This is a genomic window from Acinetobacter sp. C32I (assembly GCF_023702715.1).
Classification (GTDB): Bacteria; Pseudomonadota; Gammaproteobacteria; order Pseudomonadales; family Moraxellaceae; genus Acinetobacter.
In genome coordinates this window covers 647258-661514 of the sequence record NZ_CP098480.1, presented here as the reverse complement: position 1 = coordinate 661514, position 14257 = coordinate 647258, and the positions used below count along the sequence as shown (strand labels likewise).

Genomic DNA, 14257 nt, shown 5'->3' with positions numbered 1-14257 from the left:
AAATTATCCTTTCCCCAATTTTTGAATCAATGTAATCGCTCTATACGGCGCAATTTGATCACCGACCACTTGTACAGGTGTCTCAGTGACTTGCGTTAAATAACGTAATAAACGGGTATCGGCATCATCAGCATCGCGAAGCAAGACCAGATCCGGTACTCGTCTTAAAATCGCTCGGGTTGCTTCAGCAATACTCGGTTTTATCCGATTTATATTTTGAATGTCGTATTCTTGGGCCAGTTTCTGTACCACCTGCTGGCTTTGATCTTGTTGTGTCAGTTGTTGCGTTTGCTCCCAAACTGCATTCGGTTGTGGATTAAGCTGGGTGCGAATCTGGTTGATGCGCTGAATAAACTGCTGCGAAATATCAAATTCTTTTAAATGGCTATATTCAATACAGCGATGCCATTGATCGATATTTTCGGCATTGATTTCCTCGGCACTCAAGGCTTCACCTTCACAAATGCTACGTGAAATAAGACCTGAAATGGTCGACCCCAAAATACCAGATGGAATCAGCCAGTCATCGCCACTGGCCGCCAACCATGCACAACCGGCAATATCCGACAAGACCACCAACGGTAACGGTCGCTCTGCAAAACGAGCATCATCGCCTAAACTACGTTGTAATTCTTGGCGAATCGCGCCTTTCCCCGTCCAACCATCCACAAACACAATCGATTGGTGTCCATGTTTAGCAATAATGGTTTCCAAGGCAGCAAAATCGATACCACGGTCTCGAATAATACTGATGCCATAATGTACACAGTCACAGCCTAAGTCCTGTATCGCATGATAAAGCAGTACACCTAAGGGGACGCCCGCACGTACAAAACTCACCAATACAATTGGTTCCTTAAATGCTGTAACCAAAGTTTGTGCCAACTGCTGAACTTCTTGAGCCAAACGCTGCTGCCCTTGCTGCATGGCCTGTTCAAATAACTGTAAATGACGTTCAGTCGGTGCACTCTCCAAACTGATCATTTGCGAATAATGCTTTTCACCTGATTGAATCAGACGTTCTTTTTCAATGGTATCGGTTGGTTCAATATGCGTCCGTTTAAGTAAAAAAGTCACTTGTTCTGCTTGGTAACTACCACTAAACCCTTGTTTTAAAATTAATTCACTTGCTTTATCTTTATTGATAATCGCCATAATATCCTTCTTGTTTATATTGCTGCGTCAAATTATGTTTTACCCAACGATTCAATTGACTGTGGTTCGGCATGCCCCACCAATGACATAGATTCAAAAACTCTACATCGGACAAACTATCGCCAAAACCGAGAATCGGGCGTTGTTGAGACGCAAACTGTTGCAATAAAAAACGGGCTGCATTGGCTTTACTTACAGGTTCTGGAATCAAAGCCAAGTTATTGCCATTTAAATGAAAATAGAACCCATCCAATACATCTGGGCTTAAGCTATTTAATAGTTCTGGTAAGAAATTCGGTGCATAAGGATTATCATTTTCGGTATTTTGCTTGGCAACCACATATAAGCCCAAACCTTGCTCTTCGACCACCCAAGTACGGATAGAACCAAAATGGGTCGCCTGTTGCTGTACCACCTCAATCAAAGCCTGTTGCCGCGCTTGATAAGGGGCCAATGCATGTTGCATCTGCGCATGCCAATCCAGATTTACACTAAAATCTGCATTCAGTACCGTACCGCCATGAGAACAAACTGCGCCGTACTGAAAAGGTAAATGTACCCGAGACAATGCTTCTGCACTTCGTGCTGTGACGGGAATCAAATGTGTACTATGCAACAACCACTGCACAAAGTGCTGCTGAATCGGGTTCATATACGCCAATGCTTGTCCCTGTTTGTCCGTGGTGACCATTTTAAAGTCAGCTTGGGGAACAATACGACGATGGGTCTGGAATAAAGTATCATCCAGATCAACCAACATGAGCGGCGTTGCAATATTTTGCGTATCAAATAAAAAATTAGTCATTCGCACTACACAGATTAAGAGTTTGATGTGGAAATTCTACTGCGCTGATAACTTCAGCATTTGGAATCGCATCTAATAGACTATTGGCGACGGACTCAGCACAGGTTTCCACTGTAATGAAGATTCGATCATACTCTAATGGATTGATATTGTAGACAAAGTTCTGAATACCTAAACCATAGTTATCTGAAAAAGCCAAAGCAGATTCAATTGCATGTCCCACTGCAATCGGTGAGCGGGTGATCGCACTAAATTTCACCTCTGCACCCTGTCGCTGCAAATCTTCAGCCAATAAGAATGAAGACCAGACATATTCACCGCTTCCTAATACTAAAATCCGTTGCTGAGGTTCGACCTGCAAACGAATATAGGCAGAAGTATCCTGAATCGGTAAACGTCCCCAAGTCGGTTCAGACAAGGTCGCGTACTCACCAAATGCCACGGTATCGACTTTGGGCATATTGATCTGTGGTGGATTTTCGGCATCTTGCCAATGCCATTTACCCGTCATCAATGCCACGGACTGACAATCTAATCCAGCAATATGAATACCTGATGACCAATCCGCCAAAGTAGCCGTCACAATATGGGAAATTTGATCAAAACCAGCCGCTTGTAGTGCAGACACTAAATTGATAAAGGTTTTTCCTGTAGAAGCTTCATCATCAACCAATACAATACTTTTACTGGCTAAAATTTTCTTTTGGATATCAGCATCAGGAGATCCATACAACAATTGATCTTGCGCGTGGCTATGTTCTTCTAAAAAGCGAGCCAATAACGGTGCGCCTTCAACAGGATGCCGAGTCGTGGTGACATACAGTGCATCTGGATAGCGTTCTTGCAACACTTGATGTACACCCGCACCTAGACCTACCGCAGTTTCTGCCATCCCAATCACCAAGATTGGTTCAGGTAAATCACTCGGAATCAGTTGGGCTAAATCAGTAAACGCGTGGCGCATCACTTGAGGACTCACCGGAATATGTCTCCCCAAGACTTTTGAGACAAATAAAAAGGCTCTTTTGGGATTTATTCGTTCAGCAAAACCGAGTAAATCCTGCCATTTCCAGTGACTATTTTCATCGGGCTGTAAATCCAGTTTGCCACGTTGTAATTCAATCTCAATCATATAATTCTTAAATCTAAGTTAAAATAATATACATAATGGTCTTTATATTACACAAATACTCTGACTTATGCTGCGTACAGTGACCGAACTTTTCATCTTTTCAGGTTGATAATTGAGCTGTAGTGCTTGGGCAATCGCCAAATGCACCAAATTCACGCCGCTCATGAAGGTATGTGCAATGCCACCTGATGGCCGAGAGTTCACTTCCAAAATATACAACTGCTGTTGGTCATTATATCGAGCCTGCATATTTACTAGCCCATCACAACCAAATAATGCAGCCACCTGTTTGGCCAACTCAATCGCTGGATCTTCAAATGTCAAACTCTGGCAGCCATTCTTTTGCTTATAACGTGCGATCGCCCCATGCACCTGACCATGTACGCACAACATATCCACTGAGCACTCCAGTCCAGGAAGAAATGGCATGACCAAATACACAGGAGGCTGTTCTAACTGGCGATAACTCTCAATAAAACTTTCAGGATGCGCCTTGAATCTCATACTATTGGCAAACACATCAAAAGCATCCGCTTTAGGATCTAAATGCCAAAACCCGGAAGCAAAAACCCCTTTGGCAGGCTTGACACACACATCGCCTTTTTGCAGCCAGTCATGATATGCATCTTCTAATTGCTCGGCATTCTCGACAATGGTTGCTGGTGCAACCGCCAAACCGTGTGTTACGCAGATTTGAGTGAACAGAGCTTTGTCATTCAGTTGCTCAATCTGCTCAACCGTATCACAGCCCGCCATGAGACGGATGCCCAATTGCTCGAAGCGCTGTTTTTGCGCCAGATAAAGTTCAGCATGATGCCCAGCAATAATCAATTTGACATTGAAGCGTTGTGCCTGCTGTACAACCCACTCGACTCGCTCTGACAAAGGCGGTTCTTGTAAAGCGATATCAGCAACAGATGTAATTTCAGGACGATCATGTGCATGTGATGCCACCACATGAATTCGAGTATCAAACGGCGCCGTTTTTGCGGCCAAAATTAAATCACGTTGACAAGAATGCGCTTGGGTAAACCAAATGCCGATCGAATTTTCTGCAATGCCAATCTGAGTAAGATCATTCACTATTTGTGTCATACACATTCCACCATTTGCACCACCACTAAGCGGCCTCCATCCTGACGTGAAAGTAAAATTTGTTTTCCATCTAGCAATTCAACTTTTTCGCCAATTGGAATCGTTGTTTTGGTTGCCACATCCATGAGATCAGGCAGATTTTCATTGACCAGCCACCACTGATTTTGGTGAAAAATAAAATAGCCGACACGTTTGGTTTGTTCTGCTGTTAGGCGCTCATTCGGTGCAATCAAATTATTGGCATGCCACGGGTAAAGTGACTGCCCTGTCCAGACCATTAAACGGTGATTATCAGGTCTAAAACTGCCTTCTTGGCGTGCCGAATAGAGGTTCAATACAGGTAACTTGCCTTTAAAGGCTGTACCACAAAATGGACATACTGGTTTTGTTGTATTATCAAATACATACCATTTTTGACCGCAATCGCTATTTAAGCATGGCTGAATCAAATCCACCGTTTTAACTAAAGCCGTTTCCCAATCATTGGCAGAAGGTCGTTGTTGTGGCTGCTGTAAACCCGTCACAAAGCTTTGTAAAAACAGTTCTTTTAAATAAGGGCCTGTCACGGTGAACGGAATTTTTTCAGGATCGGCCCACGGTAAAGCAATTGGACGCACCTGACTAACTTTTACCCGATTGCTCGGATCGGTTGGATGTTCAATAAATAAGGCATTGTCACCCATTGCCAGATTTTCATCGCGCTGCGGATCATTCACATCATGGACTTTGCCACCACGCAATGGGTGTCGATACAGCAAATACATGTAGATCAAGACCGCCAAAGCATGCCGATCGGTCATGATATTTGGGAGGTTTCGCTGTGGGTCGTCTTTTTTTAAATGATTGGTTTTCACCACTTCAGGTGCAATAAAATCAGGCGTTCCGACCACATCAGGCGGATATTTGCCAGGCACGACCAGACCATCAACATCAATTACACAGGCACGGCCAGTTACAGGATCAATCAAAATATTCTTATAGGATAAATCTGAGTGTGCCAAACCTGCTGCATGCATACGGCGCACAGCACGGGCAATTAAAATACAAATACGCAGATAGTTCGACCAATTTCCTTTTTCTTTTTCATCTAAAAACCGATTTTGGTTATTGGCACTGGCAAACCATTTCCCTTCTTTTTCCTTACCTTTAATGCCTAAAAAATCATTATTTTTAGACCCATGTTCAAAGAAAAACTGTTTTTGGTAAGTCGGTGCTGTAATCCCCAACAAACCATTATATTCAATCAAACCATCGGGCCAGCAAAACACATTTTTCCAGTAATCCCCGCCGGCACTGTTGAAAATACCTTGCCATTTATTCCCAACAATTTCCTTTAAGCGGTCCTTCTGTCTTTCCAGCTCAGCATGTGACTGATAGAAATGGTTTTTTTCTTTACTGAAAAAACACACCACATAAGATTTATCAGGAGAAAAATAGACATCTTTCATAGCTCCTGAGCCAATGACTTCATCAACGAATGCAACTGGCCGACCATCTAAAGTTTGACACTGGATAATCTTAGTCATGGGCAAGACCCTCCACATCCACACTCACAGGCTTATTCCATAAAATCGCCAAAGTACGATCATCATGATGCCCTGCACTAAAGAACTTTGACCATTCCAATAAAGCCTGATCTGGGTGTGGCTGTTGCAACTGTGGTTCAATTTCTTGCCATAAGGCCTGCCATTTTTCGTGGTTCGCAAGTCCAGCATCTGTTTCAAAGCGCGGATCGGAAATACCATCTGTCATTAAAATCACAGCTTCACAATCATCGTAATAGCCAATATTGACCCGACTAGCAAACTGCTGTGCAAAACTGCGGTCTAAGAAACGGGTTTGCCCAGCAAACTCGCCACCATCTGGTTTGCCCATTAAACGTACTTTATCTTTGGCATATACAACAATCGCGCCATCGCCCATCCAAAAGGTACTAATAAAGGTTTTTTGCTCGCATTGTTTAACCACAGCCACCAATAAAGTCGTGGCATACGCCTTGGCTGCAACCTGCTTTAACTCGGCTTCCTGCTCAATGGCCTCAATGGCCACTTGGGCTGTTTTATAGAAAGTATCGTGAAAATCTTTATAGATTTTCTGCGCAACAGACTTAGTCATTTCATCATCACTGCCAACTTGCCATTGCTGTAATAAGCGATCCAGATGCGGATGATGCTGTTCGAGGTAATCCGTCAGCGTTTTGGCTGCACTTTGCACCGCAAGTAAAGAACCTTGTCGAGAATAACTGGCACTGCCAGCACCGTCTGCAACAATCAACACTGACCAATCGGTCTCTGCAACTTGAGTAATCAGAAAGTCATCATCACGGAAAGTACCTGCGTGTTCATGTGAGCGCCCGCGCTGGCTACAGGCAGCAAGGTTAAAATACTCAGTCTGAATCAGTTGATGGTCACTATGTGCTTTCTGATAAGGCGCATGGATATCAGGCTCATTGACCTGCCACAAACTACGCGGGTCAGCAGTAATAATAAAGGTCACCTCACCCGAAGACCATGCTTGTGTGGCTTCGTTATTTTTATACTGAAATGCCAGTTTAAATTCACCTGCTTGTAGCGGTATGCCCTGTAATTGTTGTGCTTCATCATCAAATACGATGCCTAAGTCGTCCGGAATTTTGATCGATTCAGAGCAAATCAGCACGTCCTCTTTGACTGGATATTGCATTTGGATACGGGCTTGATAGTCTTGCCCAACACGCGCATTGGGTATCTGAAAATGAGGCATTTTTTTCACCATTTTCACCTCATGATTTGGTTTTCCTGAGGCATTATTCTGATTGTGGTCTGTATTCTTTGCGTCGATATTTGTGGTCGAATTAACTGACAGCAGCGAAGTTGTCGGAAGTGGCGTAGCGACAAAGCAATCATTTATAAAAGAAGGATCAGCTTCTGCTCCAACAGGCGGGGACAAATAAAGTTCATCTAGAAAATCAAGCTGATCAACTGACTCTAATGCATCAGCCTCGGTGATTGGCGTCAGTGCCATTTGGGTATGATCGAATAGCGGTTGGGTTGATTCAGTACTATTGATGCTTTCAGCTTTAGAGATGTAAACTGGCAAGCGACCCTGTTCCAGAATGCGCTGTAATAAAGAATACTGAAACGCTGATGACTGTTCTAATTGAAAGCCCATTAGCTCATAAATCTGTTCAGCCAAATCATGATAGGCATTATAAATTTTTTTACTGCTCAGTAATTGACCAATAGAATCATCATCCAGTAAAAGAGAGTTCTGTTGAGTTTGATCTTGTAACAGCTGCTTTAATGTATTTAAAAAAACTGTCTGAACGTCAGGAGTCAAAGTTTGCGACATGGCTTTTCCTAGATCCAATTGTTAACCACGCCCTCGTTGCACATCGAAGCCGTCCATTCCACCATAACCGAAACTGACTTGGCGACGACACCATGGGCAAGTCACGTCCTCGCTAAAACCGTCATAACACATCAATTGGCCACAACCACACATGGCAAAAGCCGTTTCAGCCAAACAATGCGGACATTCTGGAGTACCTTGTAACAGTGTGGTATTGACCTGCTGCTGATGTTGGGTTTGATCAGACCAGGTAAAATAATCCTCATCAATTTTGCAGCATTCGGTCAATTGAAAATGATATAAATTCAGGTTGATATTTAAATCTTGAGGCGCTTGATACTGAATTTCACGTTCAAATTTCATTAAATAGGGTCGATTCAGCTTGCCACAACGCCCCACAAAGGTGACACAGTTTTCATCCACCAAGGTTTTCTTGGCAGGTAAATCCTTAACCAAACGCATATAACGCTCATCAATTGGCGGTAAATGATCTTGCTGCTGCCCATCCCCAATACTTTTACTTTGTGCAACCACAGAAGCACTAATCCACTGGAAAAACTTTTTAAAGTCTTGTTCATTCAACTCATCAAAAGCAATACAGTGCTCTGTTAATTGCTTGAGCATTGCATAATCAACGTTTTTACCCATTCCTAAGGCAATCAGCGTACAGCGTCGTGCATATTTCTTTTGCCAACGGTAAATCGCATCTTTACATTCATCGGTCGGACGACCATCTGTAAACAAATATACGATTGGTTTCCAATCCCCTTTGATTTCTTCTGTTGTTTTAATCAAATGACGATCAAATTCATTCATCAAATGTTCTAAGGCTTTACCTAAATGTGTCCCGCCGCCCAAAGGTAATTTCGCAGGATAATAAGCAAACACTTCCACTAACGGAACTAAGGTTCGAACAATCCCTGCAAAGGCAATAACAGAAACATATACGGTTTCCAAGGCATATGGATCTTGACGTAATTGCTGCATAATCAACTGGATGCCTTGTTGCATCTGTTGAATATTTTGCCCCGCCATCGACTCAGAACAATCCAATACGAAAAAAACAGGTAAACGACGCATCTTCTGATTATCCTTAATATATTCTTTATTTTATTTACAACACCAACTGTACTTCGGGCGGCGGTGGCGGCAATGAAACAGAACCTGAAATCCCAGCACTACTGCTTCCCACCACGACACTGGCAGACACCCATTTAAAGAACCCTGCAAAAGAGGCCGCATCCATAGTATCCAATACCACAACTTTATCGGTCAGTTGCAGGAGATGCTCCTGCTTGGCTTTTGGCCCAGCGGCACAAGCAACAATACTGGCAAAATTTAACTGTTGTATGACAGGAATCGCTTGTTGGTAAGCATAGACATCGGACGGTGAGCCATCAGTCATCACAAATAACAGCGGACGCCAATCCCCTTTGACCTCATCGGTACTTTTCTGTAATTGCTGACTCACTTGTTCTGCCAGCAATTCTAACGCAGCTCCCATAAAAGTTGCACCTGCACTTGGCACATCGATATCGGCAAGCTGTACTTGATCCAAGGGCGTTAAAGGCAAATAAACCTTAGCTTCCAAATCAAAAGTAATAATACTTAAATGCACACTCTCCAATGCATAAGGGTCTTGGCGCAATGCACTCAACATGGACTGCAAGCCGACGTTCACCGAATGAATTGGCTCACCTCGCATCGATCCTGAGGTATCTAATAAAATATAAACGGGTAAACGGCGCATGTTGTTCTAAACCTTTCTTTAGCCGAAAATCAAATTTTTAAGCGTATTGTTTTAACCATTCTACAAATGAATCGGATTGGGAAGCCTGTCCGACTGCATTAAATTTCCATCCTGCTGATTCACGGACAAGTTCAGCAAACAGTAATGAACGTTGTTGATCATATTGCCCCGTGCCCGACAAATCGAAACGAACCATTTCCTTGCCTGTAGTATCCACTGCACGGATAAATGCATTTTTGACTTGACCAAAATGTTGTTTATTTTCAGCAGCTTTATAGATTTGTACCACAAAAACCACTTTTTGGTATTGTTGATTCAGGTCATTGAGTTTCACGATAATTTGTTCATCATCGCCATCCCCCGCACCTGTACGGTTATCACCGGTTAACCAGATATGTCCAGAAGAATGCCTTTGATTATTAAAAAAGATAACATCACTATTTTCTAAGGTGACATTCCCCTGCGCATCTCGCCCCAGATTATTGACCTTGCCATTGCTCCCCACCAGGAAGGCAATCACATCCAGATCATATTCAGCGCTATTGCCACCAAACAATCCACCAAGAAAGCCTTTTTTCTGTTCCTGAATATCCCAACCTAAACCAATCGTTACTTGAGACAAATTATTTTCAGTTTTACTTAAACTTATGCCTTGACCTTTATTTAAACTCACAGCCATGGTTTTACCCTCTTATTTAATATGTGTTTTGCTTTTATAGTACGATGTTGACTTCAGGCGGTGGGGGTGGCAAATCGCCCAACCCTGTAACTTCTTTTTGCCCTGCATCCACTTTCTGGCTGCCTGTTGAAATACTGGCAGAAACCCATTTAAAGAATGCTTTAATCGTATTTGAATCTGCCGTTGCCAATTCAACAACAACTTCTGTGATTTGTTTTAAAATTGAAGTATCGGCGCCATGTCCCGCTGCGCAGGCCACGATTACCCCTGTTTTGACTTGTTGTAAACGTTGCAACCCTTTACGCCAATCATCTGTTGGCACACCATCAGTCATAATGAAAATCAAAGGTTTCCAGTCACCTTTGACCTCTGCAGTGGTTTTTGCCACTTCCTGTTCAATTTTATCGGCTAACAGCGCTAAAGCATCGCCTAATGCTGTAGTCCCAGTGACCTGTAAATCTGGTGCTTGAAAGACAGCCAATTCAGTTAAAGGCACTAACTGTTTGGCTTGGCTGTCGAAACTGATTAAAGATAAATAAGCCGTTTCCAGCGCATAGGGATCTTGACGTAAAGTCGAAAGTAAAATTTGTACCCCATTTTTTACAGCTTCTATGGGTTCACCATGCATAGAGCCAGAGGTATCAAGTAATAAATAAACCGGTAAACGACGCATTATTTTTTACCCTTATTTCGTTATGATTTAAATTTTAAGCATAGATTACACTTTTAGCTTATCTAAATCATTACAAAGTAAAAAATAAATACTCTTCTGTCTATTTTAGCTAAGGATTGAGCTTAATATTGACCAATTCGGCATCAAAGGTATCGACCAGACTCTTAATTGTTGGCTCTTGGTGCAATAATTCAACCGCACGGTTAAATGCTCGCTCTTTACGCTCATTCTGCATCATTAAAGGCGTATTAGAATCCACTGCAGCATATTGCACACTAAACAGCGTTTGTGGCCATTGTGCTTTTAAAGCCTCCTCCAAACCATGCTGCAATTGCGACAACATCCCTTCATATTCTTGAGGAATCTGAAAAACAGAAGTGCCATTGATCTGTCCTTGCATCACACCATGTTGAGCTAACTCTTGAACCGCAGGTGAAAGCTGGCTGGTTCTAAACCAATATTCCCACTTCTCCAAATTCCACTCACCGTCTAAGACCTGCTCACGCAGTTTTAAAATATCTTGAGGCATCAGATCAGTTTGTCCGTGATCTTGCTGTTGTATTATTGGTGTAACCGGTTTGTCTGCGACAACAATCGGTTCCGAAACAACCGCTTCAAGCACTGGCTCTGCGATGAGATCAAGTGCCTGTTCAGCTTGAGGCTGCTCCAGCTGTTCTTGAAAATTTTGCTCAACAGGAAAAACCAGCACCTCATCCGCCGCAACGATATTCGACTGAATCGTGTGTTGTTGCGCTGATACATCCAATCCAATTAACTGACCATCCTCGGCATCAAACACCATGAGATGAGGATCTTGATTGCGCTGTTCAGGTTCAGGTTCAGGTTCAGGTTCAGGTTCAGGTTCAGGTTCAGGTTCAGGTTCAGGTTCAGGTTCAGGTTCAGGTTCAACGTTAACCGTTTCTTGCTGAACTGCAAACTGATTTTCTATCCTTAAATCCTGTACTGGCTTATGCACTTCAGGGGCTGTAATTTGCGTAACAGGTGTTGCCGTTACCGTGACTTCATTCAACGTTAACGGTCTGAACGCCAGTAAACGCAACACTGTCATTTCGAAGCCTTGCTCTTGCGTTACCGCAAGTTGCAACTCAGCTCGACCTTTACAGGCAATTTGATAATACAACTGCAAATCTTGAGCAGAAATGAGTTTCGACAGTTGCAGAATTTTCTGGTTAATTTCTTCACTATATTTCAGTGCAAGATCAGGCAAATATTGCAGCAATGCCAATTCATGCAAGGTAGAAACCAATTGATCCAAAACCAAAGACACGTCTAAAGCTTGCTGTCTAAATTGTAGAAGTAACTGACTTACTGATGCTTGCTGATTTTGATGAATTGCCAAGATCAAATCATAAATAATGGTTCGGTCAATCAAACCGAGCATATCTTTAACATCTTGATGATGGACTGCACCTTGACCATAGGCGATTGCCTGATCTGTTAAAGACAATGCATCACGTAATGAACCTTGTGCAGATTCTGCAATTTGCCAAATCGCATCTTGATCGGCTTCGATATGCTCTTTATTTAAAATTGCTGTCAAATGTTCCGTGATTTCATCGACGGCCAAAGGACGTAAGGTAAATTGCAAACAGCGCGAGATGACGGTAATCGGCAGTTTTTGTGGATCTGTCGTTGCAAAGAGGAACTTCACATGCTCAGGTGGTTCTTCCAGTGTCTTGAGCAAGGCATTGAATGAATGCGTTGAAAGCATATGCACTTCATCGATCAGATAGACCTTGAAGCGACCCTGCGTCGGCGCATAAGGCACATTATCGAGTAACTCGCGGGTATCCTCAACCTTGGTTCGTGATGCCGCATCGATCTCAATTAAATCAATAAAGCGACCTTCATTTACCGCCTTACAAGTTGCACAAACTTCACAGGGCGTTGACGTCACGCCTGTCTCGCAGTTCAAACACTTGGCTAAAATACGAGCAATCGTGGTTTTCCCGACACCGCGCGTTCCTGTAAACAAGTAGGCATGATGCAAACGCCCACGTTCTAATGCGCTGGTTAAAGCACGAGAAACATGGTTTTGCCCCACTAACTCATTGAAATTACGTGGACGGTATTTTCTTGCCAGTACTTGATACATGAATGCTCCTTTTTGCGTCTTAAGCATACTGTTTTTTTGAAAGTCTGTGAATGAATCCGCTTCTAATTGATCAAGATTAAATACATTACCGCACTTTTAATGACTATTTCCGAGCTTTTCATCACATTCAGACAAGACTTGCACCAATATTCAACTCAAGGGAGAATACGCACCAATTTATGTGTTGTTGGTTTTATTTCCCATGTCTCAATCTTTAACGGTACTCGGCGGCATTAGCGCAGAACAATTTCTTAATGAATATTGGCAGAAAAAGCCGTTGCTGGTCCGTAATGCAATGCCTGAAATTATTGGCTTATTAGAACCAGCAGATGTTCAAGAACTGGCATTGGAAGAAGATGTCACCGCTCGCTTAATCCGTCAGAAAAATAAAAATCCAAATGAGTGGCATGTGAAATCCTCTCCTTTAACCAAAGGTGATTTCCAAAAGCTGCCAAATCTTTGGACACTTCTGGTTCAAGCAGTTGACCATTATTCATTTGATATTTCAGAGCTTTGGAAGAAGTTTCCATTTATTCCGCAATGGCGCCGCGACGATATCATGGTGTCTTACGCACCTAAAGGTGGCTCTGTTGGTAAGCACTTCGATTTTTATGATGTGTTCTTGGTACAAGGTCATGGTCATCGCCGCTGGCAATTAGGTCAAATGTGTGATGAATCAACTGAGTTTTTGCCTGATCAACCGCTGAAACTATTAGCAGATTTAGACATTCATTTTGATGAAGTTCTTGCACCAGGTGATTTGCTCTATGTACCTCCTGGCCTTGCACATTATGGCGTTGCTGAAGATGATTGCTTAACCTACTCTTTTGGCTTCCGTATGCCAAACCTCTCAGAAATGATTGATCAAGTCAGTGATAAATTTGCAGAAAATACCTTACTCAAAAATCCATTGATCGATATTGCGCGCCAGCAAACAGCGCATCTAGGGGAAATTAACAGTACTGAGTTTTCATATTTAAAGGCTCAATTACTTGATTATCTCACTCAGGCACCTGAATTTGATGCAGCAATCATGGCCTATATGAGCGAAGCAAGTTATCCGAACAATATTCCGGAACCTGAAGAAGTTGATGCCAATGATGTTGCTGAGATTATTGGTGCGGATTATCAAATTATTCTAGAACCCGCCTCTCGTTTGCTTTACAGAAAACAAGGTGAATCTTTAGAGTTTTGGGCAAATGGCGATACCGTTTGCGTATCAGAACCATTCATTCCTTATCTAAAGCAGATTGCAGATGGTGAAAGCTTATTGCTAGATGAACAATTGAATCAAGCCGAGATTCTAGAAGATATTACAACGCTGCTGAATACCGCCGTTGTAATGTTATTACCACCAAACGAAAACTAGAACATGTATTTCCCCGTGGATAGAGATTGATCTCTATCCACATTTATCTCAAATCCAGATCAAAAATTAAAACCCTACTTTTTATAATGATTACATTTTAATGCTTGAATAAGAATTTTTTTTTAATAGACTAAAGCCAAGTCATTATAAAAA

At 42.5% G+C, this 14257-nt stretch carries 12 protein-coding genes; 1 reads left to right on the top strand and 11 read right to left on the bottom strand.

Annotated features, from left to right (window positions below; translation table 11 throughout):
• Positions 1-3: 3 nt before the first annotated feature.
• The 11 genes from stiP to dnaX form a co-directional block, all read right to left on the bottom strand.
• Positions 4-1155: a cysteine protease StiP gene (gene stiP / locus NDN13_RS03210; protein ID WP_251117142.1), complete on the bottom strand. Its 1152-nt coding sequence runs from the start codon at positions 1153-1155 to the stop codon at positions 4-6.
• Positions 1139-1960, bottom strand: a complete 822-nt coding sequence (locus tag NDN13_RS03205; protein WP_251117141.1) for an HAD family hydrolase — start codon at positions 1958-1960, stop codon at positions 1139-1141. Before NDN13_RS03205 ends, stiP begins: the two co-directional genes overlap by 17 nt.
• Positions 1953-3092, bottom strand: a complete 1140-nt coding sequence (locus tag NDN13_RS03200; RefSeq protein ID WP_251117140.1) for a phosphoribosyltransferase domain-containing protein — start codon at positions 3090-3092, stop codon at positions 1953-1955. The genes NDN13_RS03205 and NDN13_RS03200 overlap by 8 nt, the downstream gene beginning before the upstream one ends.
• 42 nt (positions 3093-3134) lie before the next feature.
• Positions 3135-4187, bottom strand: coding sequence for an ATP-grasp domain-containing protein (locus tag NDN13_RS03195; protein ID WP_251117139.1), 1053 nt, complete (start codon positions 4185-4187; stop codon positions 3135-3137).
• Entirely contained in the window at positions 4184-5713 is a 1530-nt protein-coding gene (locus tag NDN13_RS03190) for a helix-hairpin-helix domain-containing protein (protein WP_251117138.1), read from the bottom strand. The genes NDN13_RS03195 and NDN13_RS03190 overlap by 4 nt, the downstream gene beginning before the upstream one ends.
• Positions 5706-7517 (bottom strand): PP2C family serine/threonine-protein phosphatase, encoded by a 1812-nt coding sequence (locus tag NDN13_RS03185; protein WP_251117137.1) that lies wholly within the window; start codon positions 7515-7517, stop codon positions 5706-5708. The genes NDN13_RS03190 and NDN13_RS03185 overlap by 8 nt, the downstream gene beginning before the upstream one ends.
• Before the next feature lie 21 nt (positions 7518-7538).
• Positions 7539-8597: a TerY-C metal binding domain-containing protein gene (locus tag NDN13_RS03180; RefSeq protein ID WP_251117136.1), complete on the bottom strand. Its 1059-nt coding sequence runs from the start codon at positions 8595-8597 to the stop codon at positions 7539-7541.
• Between the two features lie 34 nt (positions 8598-8631).
• Positions 8632-9267: a vWA domain-containing protein gene (locus NDN13_RS03175; RefSeq protein ID WP_004807629.1), complete on the bottom strand. Its 636-nt coding sequence runs from the start codon at positions 9265-9267 to the stop codon at positions 8632-8634.
• A 37-nt stretch (positions 9268-9304) separates the two neighbouring features.
• Positions 9305-9946 carry a TerD family protein gene (locus tag NDN13_RS03170; RefSeq protein ID WP_251117135.1) on the bottom strand — a complete coding sequence of 214 codons (642 nt, stop codon included), beginning with the start codon at positions 9944-9946 and terminating at the stop codon, positions 9305-9307.
• A 34-nt stretch (positions 9947-9980) separates the two neighbouring features.
• Complete coding sequence (locus tag NDN13_RS03165; protein ID WP_016540376.1) at positions 9981-10619, bottom strand: vWA domain-containing protein; 639 nt, start codon at positions 10617-10619, stop codon at positions 9981-9983.
• 109 nt (positions 10620-10728) lie between these two features.
• Complete coding sequence (gene dnaX, locus NDN13_RS03160; RefSeq protein ID WP_251117134.1) at positions 10729-12735, bottom strand: DNA polymerase III subunit gamma/tau; 2007 nt, start codon at positions 12733-12735, stop codon at positions 10729-10731.
• A 202-nt stretch (positions 12736-12937) separates the two neighbouring features.
• Between dnaX and NDN13_RS03155 the strand changes: the two genes are divergently transcribed.
• Positions 12938-14104, top strand: a complete 1167-nt coding sequence (locus tag NDN13_RS03155) for a ribosomal protein uL16 3-hydroxylase (RefSeq protein WP_251117133.1) — start codon at positions 12938-12940, stop codon at positions 14102-14104.
• Positions 14105-14257: the final 153 nt, after the last annotated feature.